11 protein-coding genes and 1 tRNA gene are annotated in these 16,129 nt (G+C 62.3%); 4 read left to right on the top strand and 8 right to left on the bottom strand.

Translation table 11 applies throughout. The features are described from left to right. Positions 1-74: 74 nt before the first annotated feature. Together BLS26_RS17970 and BLS26_RS17965 are read right to left on the bottom strand one after the other, a co-directional pair. Complete coding sequence (locus tag BLS26_RS17970) at positions 75-1,460, bottom strand: cytochrome P450 (RefSeq protein WP_092513292.1); 1,386 nt, start codon at positions 1,458-1,460, stop codon at positions 75-77. A 102-nt stretch (positions 1,461-1,562) separates the two neighbouring features. Further along, complete coding sequence (locus tag BLS26_RS17965; protein WP_092513290.1) at positions 1,563-2,936, bottom strand: hydrolase; 1,374 nt, start codon at positions 2,934-2,936, stop codon at positions 1,563-1,565. A 149-nt stretch (positions 2,937-3,085) separates the two neighbouring features. Between BLS26_RS17965 and BLS26_RS17960 the strand changes: the two genes are divergently transcribed. After that, positions 3,086-4,777: an MFS transporter gene (locus tag BLS26_RS17960; protein WP_092518194.1), complete on the top strand. Its 1,692-nt coding sequence runs from the start codon at positions 3,086-3,088 to the stop codon at positions 4,775-4,777. 257 nt (positions 4,778-5,034) lie between these two features. Here BLS26_RS17960 and BLS26_RS17955 read toward each other — a convergent pair whose 3' ends face one another. Together BLS26_RS17955 and BLS26_RS17950 are read right to left on the bottom strand one after the other, a co-directional pair. Beyond that, a complete protein-coding gene (locus BLS26_RS17955; protein ID WP_092513288.1) occupies positions 5,035-5,247 on the bottom strand; it encodes a hypothetical protein in 213 nt (70 codons plus the stop codon). A 213-nt stretch (positions 5,248-5,460) separates the two neighbouring features. Then, positions 5,461-5,742: a hypothetical protein gene (locus BLS26_RS17950; RefSeq protein ID WP_092513286.1), complete on the bottom strand. Its 282-nt coding sequence runs from the start codon at positions 5,740-5,742 to the stop codon at positions 5,461-5,463. A 209-nt stretch (positions 5,743-5,951) separates the two neighbouring features. Between BLS26_RS17950 and BLS26_RS17945 the strand changes: the two genes are divergently transcribed. Further along, entirely contained in the window at positions 5,952-6,971 is a 1,020-nt protein-coding gene (locus BLS26_RS17945; RefSeq protein ID WP_092513284.1) for a polysaccharide deacetylase family protein, read from the top strand. A gap of 172 nt (positions 6,972-7,143) precedes the next feature. On the opposite strand, the gene BLS26_RS17940 is transcribed toward BLS26_RS17945, so the two are convergent. After that, positions 7,144-7,536 (bottom strand): hypothetical protein, encoded by a 393-nt coding sequence (locus BLS26_RS17940; RefSeq protein ID WP_092513282.1) that lies wholly within the window; start codon positions 7,534-7,536, stop codon positions 7,144-7,146. Between the two features lie 205 nt (positions 7,537-7,741). Continuing rightward, positions 7,742-9,382 carry an isocitrate lyase gene (locus BLS26_RS17935; protein WP_092518192.1) on the bottom strand — a complete coding sequence of 547 codons (1,641 nt, stop codon included), beginning with the start codon at positions 9,380-9,382 and terminating at the stop codon, positions 7,742-7,744. 147 nt (positions 9,383-9,529) lie between these two features. Here BLS26_RS17935 and BLS26_RS17930 point away from each other — a divergent pair, with 147 nt between their 5' ends. Both BLS26_RS17930 and BLS26_RS17925 read left to right on the top strand, forming a co-directional pair. Further along, positions 9,530-10,966: a short-chain fatty acyl-CoA regulator family protein gene (locus tag BLS26_RS17930; RefSeq protein WP_092513280.1), complete on the top strand. Its 1,437-nt coding sequence runs from the start codon at positions 9,530-9,532 to the stop codon at positions 10,964-10,966. A gap of 176 nt (positions 10,967-11,142) precedes the next feature. Continuing rightward, positions 11,143-14,043, top strand: coding sequence for a DNA methyltransferase (locus BLS26_RS17925; protein ID WP_092513278.1), 2,901 nt, complete (start codon positions 11,143-11,145; stop codon positions 14,041-14,043). An 82-nt stretch (positions 14,044-14,125) separates the two neighbouring features. On the opposite strand, the gene BLS26_RS17920 is transcribed toward BLS26_RS17925, so the two are convergent. After that, a tRNA-Thr gene (locus BLS26_RS17920) sits at positions 14,126-14,201 on the bottom strand. 180 nt (positions 14,202-14,381) lie between these two features. Further along, positions 14,382-16,121, bottom strand: coding sequence for a heme biosynthesis protein HemY (locus tag BLS26_RS17915; protein ID WP_092513276.1), 1,740 nt, complete (start codon positions 16,119-16,121; stop codon positions 14,382-14,384). Between the last annotated feature and the right edge of the window lie 8 nt (positions 16,122-16,129).

Genomic DNA, 16,129 nt, shown 5'->3' with positions numbered 1-16,129 from the left:
ATCGCCGGAGCATGCCAGCAATGCCCGAAACTTGTTTTGACGCGCTTCTACGAAACCTTTCAACGACGCCTTGGCTACCGCGGCGCAATGACAAACATCGGCGAGCGGTCAGGCTGGGTCGTCACCACGCCGAGCGGTACCACCGGTTCCTTGTCGAGCAGACTGACTCGAAACGCCCCGATCATCTTGGCCAGCGCCAGCGTGGCTTCCACCAAAGCGAAATGCGCCCCGATGCAGACGCGCGCACCGACACCGAACGGCAGATAGGCGAAGCGATCGGGCGATGTGCCGGTCATGAAGCGGGACGGGATAAATGCATTAGGGTCGCGCCAGAGCTTTTCGTGCCGGTGCAACAGCCAGGGCGCGATCAGAATGACGTCGTTTTTCCGGACCGGCCTGCCGGCGATCGTATCCGGCCCCGCCGCCGCCCGCGCGATCAGGAAGGCCGGCGGATAAAGCCGCATGGTCTCGTCGACCACCGCACGGGTGAATTTCAACCGATCGAGATCGAGCGCGCCGTTGACGGTCGCGCCCTTCACCTCGGCCGCAACCTGTTCCTGGGTGGCCGGATCGAGCGCCAGCAAATACAGCGACCAGAACAGCGTCGTGGCCGTGGTCTCGTGGCCGGCGAGAATCATGGTCGCGACCTGATCGCCGAGCTGCTCGTCGGTGAAGGCCTCGCCGGTCTCGGGATCGCGTGCCGCGCCCATCAGGTCGAACAGATCGTTCGGCGGAGCACCCTCGTTCTTGCCGGCGGCGCGGCGTTCGGCCATCAGCATGCCGACGAAGGCGGTCCAGCGCTTGCGGAAGCGGGCGCGCGCGAAATCCTGCGGGCTCGGCCAGTTCAGCGGCAGCAGCAAATCCAGGAAATGCGGCCGCGCCAGCCGATCGCCATACTCCATCACGAAATCGCGCAGCGCCGCGCCGTGACGGTCCATGCCGAACGAGAACATGGTGCGGCCGGCGATCTCGAGCGTCATGCGCTGCATCGCCTCGCGCAAATCCACCGGTGCGTGGCTCGCCGCCTTGAGCTTGACGATGGTCTCGTCGGTCGCCGCCAGCATGTGCGGAATGAGTGTCGCCACCGCGCGCGGCGTGAAGGCGGGCGCCAGCGTCCGGCGCTGATATTTCCAGGCCCGCCCCTCGGCAATGAGCAACCCCTCGCCGAGGATGGGACGCAACACCCGGAAGCCGGCCGGCGTGCGGGTGTAGTTCTCGTAATTGTCGACCAGCACATGCCGGATCGGATCCGGCGCATTCAGGATGAAGCTGCTGCGCCCGAAAAAGCGGCCTTGAAGGATGTCCTCTTCGTACGCGCGCTGGCCCCAGGTGCTGAGAATGCTTTCGCGCATCGCCATCATGCGCCCCAGCGCCGTCATGGTTTCTGGCGCCCGCGGCGGGCTCGGCGGGATCAGCAGCTCGCGCCCGGCGGGCATATCGTAGGATTCGGCTATGCTCATATTCCGGTCCGCCATTTCCCGGCGCGGCTACAGCGCCACGGCTTATCTATGTATCCGATCCGGGCGCGGCAAAGGCCCCGCGCGTCCGGAAAACGTTCTAATCTAGTAGGTCAGTTCCGCGACCGTGATCCGGTTTTCGGACGCCGGCCAGGCCCGGGCCACGATCCGCTCCTGATTGAACACCGCCACCACGGGGCGGCCGGCCTCCGCCGCCGGAAGCCGCAACGTCGTGACGGAATCGGTCGGCACGTCCGGCTTCACATCCGTTGGCTCCTTGCCGTCGATCAACACGATGTCGCGCGGCAGGCCGAAATAGCCGCGCGGCCGCGACATCAACACCACGGCGCCAGCGCCGGCATCGGCCGCTCCAAGCGGGCGCGCCGCGCGCAGGTGCACGATGTCGGAAGAGCGCGGAAACGGCGAGCGGTAGAAATGCGTCGTCGTCGAGCCGGCCGATGTCAGCACGATTTCCAGGTACCAGCTCGGCTCGACCTTGGCCGGCCCCCAACGGCCATCCGCGCCGGTTTGCGACGAATGAACGGGGCCGCCGATGCGCTCGCCGGTATCGGCGGACACGCGATAGACTTCCACCGATGCACCGGACACCGGACGATTGGTTTGAATACCGCCGGGCGTGCCGGTCACAAGTCCGCTCAGTGTGACGGCCGCTTCCGGCACAATCTCGATCCGCGACGGTTCGCGGCCGGCGATGAATTTGTAGATCTCGCGAAACGCGCGCGGATGATACGCGGTCTCGCGATGATCGATCGCGCCGAGCACGAGATTGGTCGCGCCCTTCAGCGCCGGGCCGTCCGCCGTCACGCCGGTCGGCGTGCCCGGCTTGCCGACAAAGCGGCCGTCGGCTTGCGCATATTTGTCCATGCCGTCGCTGCGCAGCGTCAGGAACGCGGTGCCCGGTGTCACTTCGGTATCGCCCTCGTTCAGGTCGCGCAGGAACGGGCCGCCACCGTTGAACTCGGCACCGAGGCCTTGATCCGAGACATAGACGCCATGGTTGGGAACGCCGCACAGCACCGCATGACTGACATCGGCGCCGCCGCCGTTCTTGATATAGGAACGGATCGGATTGCCGCCGCGCGAATTGCCGACCAGCGCGATCCGCGCCGCACCGGTGCGGCGCTTCAGTTCCTTGATCGCTTCGCCGAGTTCGCGGCGCTGGTCCTCGGTCGAGGAGCGATCGGCCTGCTCCACTTTGTCGTCGGTGCGCGCCAGCGGATCGGTGAAATTGATCGCGAACATCCGGTCGCGCGGCACGCCGTTCGATTCCATCCGCCACATCGTGGTGATCCAGAGCGCCGCATGGTCGCCGTTGCCGTGCACGAACAGCACCGGCGGCATTTCCGCCGGCGCAGGTGCTGCCGGAGCGGTCTGGGCAAAGGCTGAAAAGCCGAATGGACCGGCCAGCAAGGGCAACGCCCCGGCGCTCCTGAGAATCAACCGCCGCGACACGCTCATTTTGGAACCTCCCGTTACTTTTCAATACTTTAGCTGTGCTGTAGCACCATCGATAGCGGCGGAACCACTGGACAGGGCAGGGTTTTCGCAGGCATCACTTTAAATTCCAATGGAATCAAGCCGGTGACAGCCGGCCAATGGAACGGGACATGACCGACCAGCCGAAGCGCCCGTCTTTTGCCCCCGACAGCATTACGGCCCCGCTGCGCCATTCGGTGTTCCGGCGCATCTGGCTCGCCAGCCTGGTTTCCAACCTCGGCATCCTGATCCAGGGCGTCGGCGCCGCCTGGGCGATGACGCAAATGACGTCCTCCGCCGACAAGGTAGCCCTGGTGCAAACCGCGCTGATGCTGCCGATCATGCTGATCTCGATGCCGGCCGGCGCCATCGCCGACATGCACGACCGCCGCATCGTGGCGCTGGTCTCGCTCATGATCGCGCTGACAGGCGCGACCGCGCTGACGGTGCTGGCGTGGTTCAACCTCGTCACCCCGAATATCCTGCTGGCGCTGTGCTTCGTGGTCGGCAGCGGCATGGCGCTGTTCGGACCGGCCTGGCAGGCCTCCGTCAGCGAACAGGTGCCGGCGGAAACGCTGCCGTCGGCGGTAGCCCTCAACGGCATCAGCTACAACATCGCGCGCAGCTTTGGCCCCGCGATCGGCGGCATCGTGGTCGCGACCGCGGGCGCGGTGGCGGCGTTTGCGGTGAACGCTGCGCTGTATCTGCCGCTGATGATCGTGCTGTTTCTGTGGAATCGCGCCAGCGAGCCGTCGCGGCTGCCGCGCGAGCGGCTCAATCGCGCCATCGTCTCGGGGGTGCGCTACATCGCCAACTCGCCGTCGATCCGCATCGTGCTGATCCGAACGCTGGTCACCGGCCTGATCGGCGGCTCGGTTTCGGCGCTGATGCCGCTGGTCGCGCGCGATCTGCTGCATGGCGGCGCGCAGACCTACGGCATCATGCTGGGGGCGTTCGGAATGGGCGCGGTGATCGGCGCGCTGAATATCGCCGCGGTACGCCGGCGCATGAGCGGCGAGGCCGCGATCCGCGCCTGCGCGATATCGATGGCGGGCGCGATCGCGTCCGTAGCCCTTAGCAACGAGCCGGTGCTGACCGCGGCGGCTCTGGTGCTGGCCGGCGGCGTCTGGATGCTGGCGGTAGCCCTGTTCAATATCGGCGTGCAGCTCTCGGCGCCGCGCTGGGTCGCCGGCCGATCGCTGGCGGCGTTCCAGGCCTCGATCGCCGGCGGCATCGCGATGGGAAGCTGGGGCTGGGGACACCTGACCGACGCCGCCGGCGTGGAAACCGCGCTGTTGGTTTCCGCCGGCCTGATGCTGCTGTCGCCGCTGCTCGGCATCTGGCTGCGGATGCCGCCGATCGGCGCCCGCAACGAAGCCGCCACCGAAGTGCTCGCCGATCCCGAGGTGCGGTTGTCGCTGACCGGACGCAGCGGGCCATTAGTGGTCGAGATCGAGTATCGCGTCTCGCAGGAGAACGCGCGGCTGTTCCACAACGTGATGCAGGAAGTGCAGCTCAGCCGCCAGCGCAACGGCGCCTATGGCTGGTCGATCGCGCGCGACATCGCCGATCCCGAACTATGGACCGAGCGCTATCACTGCCCGACCTGGCTGGATTATCTGCGCCAGCGCAACCGCGCCACCCAGTCCGAACGCGCGCTGCATCAGCGCGCGATCGATTTTCACGTCGGGCCGGAACCGATACGTGTGCGCCGCATGCTGGAGCGGCCGTTCGGCTCGGTGCGCTGGAAGGAAGACACGCCCGACCGCGCGGCCAACGAGCTGTTGCCGGTGGTCGCGACGGCGGCGGGCAGCAGTACGTAGGTCATCCCCCGATGCGCCATTGCGCATCTGCGGGCGCTACTGTGGGGGTCCCGACACAAAATCGCGAAAACAACCCCATGCAAAGTAGAATGGGGCGGGCACCACTGTCATTCCGGGGCGCCGTGCGCTCCCTCTCCCGCTTGCGGGGGAGGGCTGGGGTGGGGGTGCCTCAGCGTCGGGACTGCCTGCGTGGAGAGAGCCCCCACCCGCCGCGCTACGCGCGTCGGCCTCCCCCGCAAGCGGGAGAGGCGGAGCGACTACTGCCCGTGGCTCGCCAGCATCGCCTGGCACGCCTTGCTGATGCGCGCGCGGTTCTGCTTCAGGCACGCCAGCACGATCTGGTCACCGTCCTGCATCTGTGCCCGGCAAAACCGCGAGACGTCGCGGGCGCAGGCGTCATGACCCTGCTGCTGCGCGTGAGCCGCGGAAGCGATCAGAACCAACGGAATGACGAACAGGATTTTGGTCATTTAACATGCCTTCACACCGAATGGACGCGATGGAGGCGTTCTATAGCGTTTTCGAGCGAAGTGGAAACCGCTTCGCGTCGCGAAAGCGCGCCTCAGCCGGAGGACTGGTGAAGGCTTTGGAAGGTGAAAGCTCGGGAGGGTGAAGGTTTGGGAACCGAAAAAGCGCCTGCGTCTCATCGCCGCAAGCGCTGTTCGAAAATCGGGATCGATCGCTTACTGCGCGGCGAGCTTGCCGGACTTTTGAGCGGCGAGATCGCGGTCCAGAACCGTGCGGCAACCGCTGGAGAGGCTGGCGCGCTGCTTGATCATGCAGGAGGTGATCGCCGGAATATTGGGGATCTCCGAACTGCACAGGCGGAACGCGTCTCCGGTGCACATCGACTGCGCTTCGGCACTGAAAGCAAAGCCCGAAGTCGACGTGACAGCTGAAATCGAGGCGGCGAAAATCAGCGCTAAACCGGCCTTGCGAAAGCTGCTGGTGAAAGTGGCGGTCATGTTCGGCTCCCGTTGGCACCGCACGATGCGGGCCCGTTGTTTGATGACCCGACCATGCTATGGATCGGGGCTATCAGACTGTGACCGACATCACGCTGGCCAAGGGCCTATTTTTATTGGCCGAACGGAAGCGTGTTGGGGAGGCGTTAAGACCTTGTTCGCATTAATGGCGCGTCGCGTGTGTGCCCCTGTATGTGGAAAGAGTAGCGATGCGTAATGCGTTCGGCCTGATGATGGCCAGTATTGTTGCGGCGGTTGCGATCGCCGGAGTTTGGTTCTGGACCTCCTCGCCGCGCGCCGACGCGGCTCCGCCTCAGACCATTGCCGCCCGCAAGGCCGAGCCGCTGCCCGCCACGGCCAAAGCCGCCAGGGACGATGTCGAGGTCACCGCCTCGCTGTCGAAGCCGGCGCCAGCGCCCGCACCGGTTCCGCAGCCCGCCAAAGCCGCCTGCGCCAATCCCGATGCGCTCGGCGTCAGCCGCACGGTCGTGATCGACACCACGGGCGGACCGGGCTTCGGCTTCCTGCAGTATAAGCAGTTCGATTTCCTCGCCGATAAGGAAGTGGTGCTGACCTTCGACGACGGTCCGTGGCCGACCACGCCGACGGTGCTGAAGGCATTGGCAGACGAATGCACCAAGGCGGTGTTCTTCCCGATCGGCCTGCACACCACCTATCACCCTGACATCCTCAAGCAGGTTGCCGCGGCCGGCCACACCATCGGCGCGCACACCTGGTCGCACGCCGATCTCCACAGCAAGAAGATGACCGAGCAGGCGGGCAAGGACGAGATCGAGAAGGGCTTCAGCGCCGTGAAGATGGCGATCAATGCCAATCCGTCGCCGTTCTTCCGCTTCCCCGGGCTGGCCCATACCCAGCCGACGCTGGAATATCTCGCCGGCCGGAACATCTCGATGTTCTCCGTCGATATCGACTCGCTCGACTTCAAGTCCACGTCGTCCGATCAGGTGATCCAGACCGTGATGACCAAGCTCGACAAGCAGGGCAAGGGCATCATCCTGATGCACGATTTGCAGAAGCACACCGCGCAGGCCCTGCCGACGATCCTGCGCCGCCTCAAGGCCGGCGGCTACAAGGTGGTCGAGATGAAGGCCAAGGCGCCGCTGGAAACCCTGCCGGAGTACGATGCGTTGCTGGTCAAGGATTTGAAGGTGCCGGCCGTGAGCGCACGTCCGCTGTCGAGCGTGGTGCAGACGGTTTCGCAGTAAGGGCGAGCGGCGCTGGTTCTGGCTGGCGTTGCATTCGGCACATCGTCACAAGCACCGTCATGCCCGGGCTTGTCCCGGGCATCCACGTTCTTGGGTACGGAAAAGGAAGACGTGGATGGCCGGGTCAAGCCCGGCCATGACGACGTCTGGTAATTCGATCAGTGACCGCGCCCTACCAATAAATCCCGTGGCGATGAAGTTCGCTGATGATGCGGCCTTCGGTCCAGTAACGCTTGTGCCGCGGCTTTTCAGCCCTTGCCGTCTTCGCGGGCTTGGTCGACTCGACGGTTGCCTGTTCAACCTTCGGCGTCTCGGCTTTGGGTTCGACCGCCGCCGGGCGCTCGATGTATTTCGGTGTTTCGGCCTTGGGCGCTTCAGTCTTTGGTGTCTCAGTCTTGGGCACTTCCACAACCTGCGGGGCTTCCGCGGTCTTCGGTGCGTCGGCGATCTTGGCCGGTGCCGGCGCCGCCAGCACATCGCTGCCGGACAGTGACAAACTCCGCGGTTCAGCCTGCGCGGTGGCGGAAGCCAGAACGAACCCTGCGATCAGAATGAATTTGCGCATGTGAGTGTCTCCCCTTGCGATTGGGGAAAAACTAGTCGTGCCCCGCGGGAATTTATGTGAGGTGGATCACGTAGACTCTTGATTTGACGCGTTTTCTTTACGCGAACCGGTACCCACTTCGCTCGAAAACGCTCTCGTCGCAAAAAAGAGAAACGGCGCATCAGCCAATGGCCGATGCGCCGTTCCAGAACGTTAGCGTGGCGAATTAGCCGAACTGGTTCATCGTGTTGTGCGCGCCGCCCGCCTTCAGGGCAGCCTCGCCGGCGAAGTATTCCTTGTGATCGTCGCCGATGTCGGAGCCGGCCATGTTCTGATGCTTGGCGCAGGCGATACCCTGACGGATCTCCTCGCGCTGAATGCTCTTCACATAGCCCAGCATGCCCTGGTCGCCGAAATACGCCTTCGCAAGGTTATCGGTCGACAGCGCCATCGTGTGATAGGTCGGCAACGTGATCAGGTGATGGAAGATGCCGGCGCGCTTGGCCGAATCCGCCTGGAAGGTGCGGATGCGTTCGTCGGCTTCGATCGCCAGCGGCGTACCGTCGTATTCCACCTTCATCAGGTCGGCGCGGTTGTACTTGCTGACGTCCTTGCCGGCTTCCTTCATCGCGTCGTAGACCTGCCAACGGAAGTTGAGCGTCCAGTTGAACGACGGCGAGTTGTTGTAGGCGAGCTTGGCGTTCGGAACGACCTCGCGAATGCGGTCGACCATCTTGGCGATCTGCTCGATATGCGGCTTCTCGGTCTCGATCCACAAGAGATCGGCGCCGTTCTGCAGCGAGGTGATGCTGTCGAGCACGCAACGGTCTTCGCCGGTGCCGGCGCGGAACTGGTAGAGGTTGCTGGGCAGCCGCTTCGGACGCATCATCTTGCCGTTGCGGTTGATGATGACGTCGCCATTGCGGGCATTGTCGGCCGTCACTTCTTCGCAATCGAGGAAGCTGTTGTACTGATCGCCGAGGTCGCCGGGCTTGTGGCTGACGGCGATCTGCTGCGTCAAACCTGCGCCGAGCGAGTCGGTGCGGGTCACGATGACGCCGTCTTCGACGCCGAGTTCAAGGAAGGCGTGGCGGCAGGCGCGGATCTTCGCGAGGAAGACCTCGTGCGGCACCGTGACCTTGCCGTCCTGATGGCCGCACTGCTTTTCGTCGGAGACCTGGTTTTCGATCTGCAGCGCGCAGGCGCCCGCCTCGATCATCTTCTTGGCCAGCAGATAGGTCGCTTCGGCATTGCCGAAGCCGGCGTCGATGTCGGCGATGACGGGCACGACGTGGGTCTGGAAGTTGTCGATCTTCGCGATCAGGTCAGCTTCCTTGGCCTTGTCGCCGGCCTTGCGGGCCGCGTCGAGGCCGCGGAAGATATCGTTGAGCTCGCGCGAGTCGGCCTGGCGCAGGAAGGTGTACAACTCTTCGATCAGAGCCGGCACCGAGGTCTTCTCGTGCATCGACTGATCCGGCAGCGGTCCGAATTCGGAACGCAGCGCCGCGATCATCCAGCCGGAGAGGTACAGGTAACGGCGATCGGTCTTGCCACCGAAATGCTTCTTGATCGAAATCAGCTTCTGCTGCGCGACGAAGCCGTGCCAGCAGCCGAGCGACTGGGTGTACTTGGTGGGATCGGCGTCATAGGCCGCCATGTCGGCGCGCATCAGCGCCGCGGTGTAGCGGGCGATATCGAGACCGGTCTTGAAGCGGTTCTGCAGGCGCATCCGGGCCACGGCCTCGGCCTTGACGCCGTTCCAGGTCGGCTGGTTCTTGAGCAGAGCTTCGGCCGCTTCGAGTTCGCTCTGATAGGAAGCGGGGCCCTGAATGCCCTGATCGCTGATTCCGCGTGGCTGGAAATTCATGTTCGTGATCCCTTCGGTGACGACAAATCCTGCAGCCACTTGAACGCACGGCAGCGCAAATCGCTAGACTTCGCGATGCAAACTTGTCATACTTTACAATATCTCATTGTATAGTTGTAAGTCTCTTACAATTGCCGGTGACCGATCATGACGACCTCGAATGCCCGCTCGATCTTCATGGGACCGCGGCTGCGACGGCTGCGGCGCGACCTCGGGCTGACCCAGGCCGACATGGCGGCCGATCTCGATATCTCCGCCCCCTATGTCGCGCTCTTGGAACGCAATCAGCGGCCGGTGACGGCCGACATGCTGCTGCGTCTGGCCCGCACCTACAAGATCGATCTCGCCGCGCTGGCGGGCGACGGCGGCGCCGACAACACGGCACGGCTGCAATCGATCCTGAAGGAGCCGATGTTTTCCGACATCGACATCCCCGCGCTCGAAATCTCTGACCTCGCCATCAGCTATTCCGGCATGGCCGAAGCGTTTCTGCGGCTCTACACCGCCTATCGCGAGGAACAGCTCGCGCTGGCGGACCGGCGCTCTCCCGCATTCACCGGCGCCGCATCGGCCGCGGATCCGAACGGCTTTGACGCCAACGATTCGGTCGAAGAAGTCCGGCGCTTTCTCGCCGCGCGCCGCAATAATTTCCCGGCGCTCGACGATGCCGCCGAACGCATTGCCCAGACAGCTTCCGGCCCGAGCGGATTCATCGAGCTGCTGAAGGATCGCCACAACCTGCAAGTCCGCTATCTGCCGCCCGACGTCATGCTCGGCTCGATCCGGCGGCTCGACCTGCATCGCAAGCAATTGCTGCTGGAGGACTCGCTCGACACCGCAAGCCTGCATTTTCAGTTGGCCAAGCAGCTCGCTTATCTCGAAATGGAAGACGAGATCGGTGCGGCCCTCGAAGCCGGCCAGTTCGCCAGCAAGAGCGCCGAGCTGCTGGCACGCCGGGCGCTGGCCGGTTACGCCGCCGGCGCGATCATCATGCCGTATTCGGCGTTCGCGAAAGCCGCCGAGACGCGTCATTACGATCTGGAGGCGCTGGCCCGTCAATTCGGCACCAGCTTCGAACAAACAGCGCATCGCATCACGACCTTGCAGCGGCCCGGCCAGGAGAAAGTGCCGTTCTTCCTGATCCGTGTCGATCCGGCCGGCAATATTTCAAAACTTCTCGACGGCGCCGGATTCCCGTTTGCGAAACACGGCGGCGCCTGCCCGCTATGGTCGGTGCACGGCGTTTTCAAAACGCCGCGCCAGATCGTCACGCAATGGCTGGAATTGCCTGATGGACAGCGCTTCTTTTCGATCGCCCGCACCGTCACCGCCGGCGGCGGTTCGTTCGACGCCGTGCGCGTCGAGCGCGCCATCGCCGTCGGCTGCGCCGCCGAACATGCCAAACATCTGATTTATACCAACGGCGGAGACCCGCGCGCGGAAGAGCCCACACCGGTCGGCGTCGCCTGCCGCGTCTGTCACCGCCCCCGCTGCGCCGCGCGCTCGGCGCTTCCGATCGGCCGCGAACTGTTGCCGGATGATTTCAGGACGTTGAGCGTGCCGTTTGGGTTTTCGGCGGATTGAGGGGTTGGGGGAGTTGATGCACCTGTGGCCGAAGGCGATGGGTGTGCGTCATCCATATTTGGCCAAATCTGGTGGCCCGCTAATCACTCAGAGCACTTTTTGAGCATGCAACTACTTTTTGCACTACAAGGAACTGGCCCGATTGATTTGCGTGGGCTGCACGAAAGGTTGGCCGCGTGTCGAAGATTGCTGATGATTTGAACCAGTTCGTAGCGTATGCGAAGCTACTGAAGGGCGACGAAAAGGGCGAGGCGCAAGTCTTCTGCGACCGACTTTTTCAAGCTTTCGGCCATAAGGGCTACAAAGAAGCGGGCGCTACCCTCGAAGAGCGGATAAAGAAGGCCTCTGGAAAGGGGACATCTTTTGCTGACCTCGTCTGGAAGCCCCGCGTACTAATTGAAATGAAGAAGGCCGGCGAGAAGCTGCATCTTCATTACAATCAAGCATTTGACTATTGGCTCAACGCGGTCCCCGACAGGCCCCGATACGTCATCCTTTGCAACTTCTCCGAATTCTGGATCTACGACTTTGACCGCCAACTGAATGACCCTGTTGATGTGGTGAAGCTGCAAGAACTTCCCACTCGCTACACCGCCTTAAACTTCTTATTCGCGGATGAGCGAAAGCCGATATTTAACAATGACAGAGAAGACGTTTCCCGCAGAACCGCCGACAATATGGCATCGCTGTTCAAAGCACTGACCCGGCGACCAAAAAATCCTATTCCGCGCACCCAGGCTCAACGGTTTATATTGCAGTTGATGGTGGCAATGTTCGCCGAAGACATTGACCTTCTCCCGTCTGGGACCGTCGTAACTTTGGTCGATGATTGTTTGAACAAGGGCCAGTCGTCTTACGACCTTTTCAATGGCCTATTTCAGCAGATGAACACGCCCAAGCGCGCTTCCGCCGGAAGATTCAGAGACGTTCGCTATTTCAATGGAGGCCTGTTCGCTGAAATTGAAGCTGTCGAACTAAGCCGCGATGAATTGGAATTGATTGGCGGCAAGAAGGGCGCCGCTACCGAGAATTGGGCTAAAATCAATCCGATCATTTTCGGCACGCTGTTCCAACAAAGCATGGATGCAGAAGAGAGGCACGCATTAGGTGCTCATTTCACATCTGAGGCCGACATTCAAAGAATTATCGGACCGACTATCGTAAAGCCGTGGGTTGAGCGCATTGATAGCGCAGTGCGCTTGCAAGATCTCGTTGATTTGCGTCGTCAATTAATGGAGTACCGTGTTTTTGATCCGGCATGCGGAAGTGGCAACTTTCTTTATATGGCCTACCGCGAACTAGCACGGCTTGATCTTCGCCTTCTCGCTCGCATGGAAGAGAATTTTTCAGCGAGATCGGTTGTCAAGCAGTCGCTTACTGCCAGCATCATTAGTCCAAAGAAGTTTTTCGGTTTCGACGTGGATGCTTTTGGCGTCGAACTCACCAAAGTTACGCTGATGCTCGCCAAGAAACTTGCGCTAAACGAAGCGTTGGCGGCGCTGGGACGTGATGAAGTTGAGTTAGGTTTCTACGATGGCCTACCTCTAGATAATCTCGATGACAACATCAAAAAAGTGGATGCGTTGTTTACGCCCTGGCCAGAGGTCGACACCGTGATCGGCAACCCTCCGTTCCAAAGCAAAAATAAGATGCAAGAAGAACTTGGAGCGCCCTATTTACACAGGTTGCGTGAAGCCCATCCAGACGTGCCGGGACACGCCGACTATTGTGTCTACTGGTTGAGATTGACGCACGACCATCTCAAAGATGGGCAGCGTGCGGGACTTGTCGGCACCAATACCGTGCGTCAGAACTACTCGCGAGAAGGAGGGCTTGATTATATCGTATCCGAGGGTGGTACGATTACTGAAGCAGTCTCGAGTATGCCTTGGTCTGGCGACGCAGACGTTCACGTGTCCATTATCAATTGGGTGAAAGGAGCTCAACCTGGGGCGAAAAGGCTTTATATACAAGAGGGTTCCGATCCGAGTGCCGGTTGGCACCACGAAGACCGAGAGATCATTTCGTCGGCCCTTTCTTACGGCTTCGATGTAACCAAGGCGACATCACTTTTAATAAATTCGCAGAGTGACGCTTGCTCACAAGGGCAGACACACGGTCACAAAGCATTTCTTCTAAAACCAGCGGAAGCCAAAACTTGGTTGGCGAGTGATAAAAAGTACGCAGATGTTATTTTTCCTTTTCTAATCGCGAATACCTTATTCGCATCGAAGGATGGCCTGCCTGATCGCTACGTTATCGACTTCGGCGACCTCGACGTTTTGTCTGCGAAGAAATATCCGCTGGCTTATGAACGAATTGAGGCATCTGTGCTGCCTGAGCGCAAAAAGAAAGCGGCAGAAGAAAGCGAAAGAAACAAGAAAACATTAGAAGAAAATGCTTCAGCCAGGGTGAACCGGCACCATGGAAACTTCCTCAATCAGTGGTGGCGAATGTCTTATCGACGCGCCGATCTGATGAAGACTATAAGCAGAATTGATCGCTATATCGCGTGTGGACAAGTAACAAAGCGACCGATCTTCGAATTCATCTCAAATAAAATTCATCCCAATGCTCAGCTCATTGTATTTCCAAGAGATGACGACTACTCCTTCGGCATCCTTCAATCGTCCGTCCATTGGAGCTGGTTCACCGAACGCTGCTCTACGTTGACAGAGCGATACCGCTACACATCAAACTCCGTGTTTGATAGTTTTCCCTGGCCCCAATCACCCACGATTGAGAGTGTAAAAGCGGTCGCGACAGCCGCGCGAAAATTGCGCGCTGTTCGCCGCGACCTGTGCAGTAAGCACGAGCTGTCTCTGCGGGAGCTGTATCGCTCTGTCGAATTGCCGGGCAACCATCCGCTAGATGTGGCGCAAGACGCATTAGACGCTGCAGTTCGCAAAGCTTATGGGATGAAGCCGAAAGCAAACCCGCTGAAGTTTCTTTTTGACCTGAACCAGCAGTTGGCTGAGCTTGAGAGGCAGGCAGCGCCCATAGTGGGCCCCGGTCTTCCAGCAGCGTTTGAAAAGGTTAAGGAGCTTCGTTCGGACGATTGTTTATCGATGACTTAAACGCCGGTGCCCAAAGTGGGGCGTAGGCCGAGCTTGTGGCTTTGAGCGCCCGACGATAACGAGCTAAGTATTTGAAAAAGGCTGGTGCCGCAAACAGGACTCGAACCTGTGACCCCGTCATTACGAATGACGTGCTCTACCAACTGAGCTATTGCGGCGGACCGAACGCTAGCGTCGGGCAACCGCCCGAAACGCCCGCACCTGATATCGGGCACGGCCCCGATTGGCAAGAAAAACGCAGTCATTTTTAGTTTTGACGCGTTTTCCTGGCGCGGACCGGAAGCCCACCCACGGATCAAGTCCGAGGGCATGCTTCGCTTGAAAACGCTATGGAGTTCCTAGTTACCGCCCCAGCGTGACAAAAATCCGCGCCAGCCGCCGGCCTGGGCCTTGGGCGGGCCGATTTGTTCCGCGAATTCGTCCGCCACGCCGTCCTCGTCGATTCCGGGGTCGTCGGGGGCCCGGATGATCGGAATTACGGCCGGAATCGGCGCAGGCGCGGCTTTCGGAATATCCTGACGGGCCCGGAACAAGGGAGCGGACGCCATCGGAGCCGATTCGGCGGATCGCGGCGGCGGCGGGGCCGGTGTCGCGACCGGGGCCGCTACGACGGGCGCCGCATCGATGGGGGCCGGTTCGACGGTGGCGGGTGGCGCATTGTCCTGGGCGGCGGCCGCGAGCTCGGATTCCGGCTCGCTCCCGGCGGCCGGCGGTTCGAGCACGACCGCCCGGCGCGGGGTCGCCAGCATGGCTTCCTCGAACGGCGACGGTTCGATCGCCGCACCCTTGTCGGACGGCAGGCTCGCGACCGGCGTCAGCCACTGGAACGCGTCGAGCCGCCCGGTCACCGGCGATACCGGACGCCAGCGATCGCTGACATAGCCATCGGCGGTCCAGGCCGGATCGTGCAGCGCGCGCACCGCGCGCAGGGTCCATGCCCGCGCCCGGCCGCTGTCGCCATGTTCGGTGCGCTCGAGTTCCGCCATCAGCATCGCGACCCGCTGCGTCGGCGCCGAGATGAACGGCTCCAGCGCCGCGCGGGCCTTGCCGAATTCGGCGGCGTCGATCGCGGCGCGCGCAATCGCCAGCGCGCCTTCGATATGTCCCGGCGCTTTCGCGGCCAAAGTCTCGACCCGCACCAGCCGCTGCCGCGCGGCGTCGCCGAGTTTGACATGCGCATAGGCGTCGGCGAGATCGGGATGCGGCTGCGCCAGCCACGCGGCCTCGACCAGCCGCATCGAACGCCGCACCTGATGCGCCTCGCTTTCATATTTGCTGGCCAGCACCGCGGCCGGCACCAGGGTCGGGGCCAGCTTGACCGCTTCCATCACGCTCTCGCGCGACAGGTCGCGATCGACATTCTGCAATTCCAGCGCGCGGGCCGTCAGCAGCACGCCGCGCTGGCGGCGATAGGTCGCCTTGTCGATCAGTCCGGCAGACTGGTTGTTGTCGAGGATCGTCAGCGCGCCGGTCCAGTCGCCCTTGGCGCAGCAGAAGCCGAGCACCGCATGCGACGCCCATGACGACGACGGCGACAGTTTCAGCGCTTCCTCGGCGACCATCACGGCGGCGACGGGATCGTCGGCGCGCTGCGCCTCGATGAACAGGCCGCGCAGGCCGAGCAGCCGTGTATCCTCGCGTTCGGCCATGGCGCGAAAGGCGCGCTGCGCGCCGTCGCGGTCGCCGTCGAGCTGCGCCGATTGCGCATGCAGCAGCAGCGCCAGCGGATCATGCGCGGCCAATTTGCGCGCCACTTCGGCGTGGCCGCGCGCGGCCGAGGAATCGCCATGTCCGATCGCCAGCAATCCTTGCGTGATCGCGTGCCGGCCGCGGGCGTGACGGCGTTCGCGGCGGCCACGCCTGATATGGCCGGGCATCCGCCAGAAGCCGCGCAGAATCGACCACAGCATGATCGCCGCAACAACCACGACGCCTGACATCAGCACGAACACCGGAAAGGTGGTCGTCATGCGCACGGTGCCCCACGTCAGCACGAAGTCGCCCGTCTGCTCGGCAACCCAGGCAGCACCCGCCGCGCCCAGCGCGATCAACAACAGAAACAGAATGATCCGGATCATCGGAATCC

The sequence above is a fragment of the Afipia sp. GAS231 genome (assembly GCF_900103365.1).
Lineage (GTDB): Bacteria > Pseudomonadota > Alphaproteobacteria > Rhizobiales > Xanthobacteraceae > Bradyrhizobium.
Note: the sequence above shows the minus strand (reverse complement) of the source record. Positions and strands in the feature narration are given on the sequence as shown.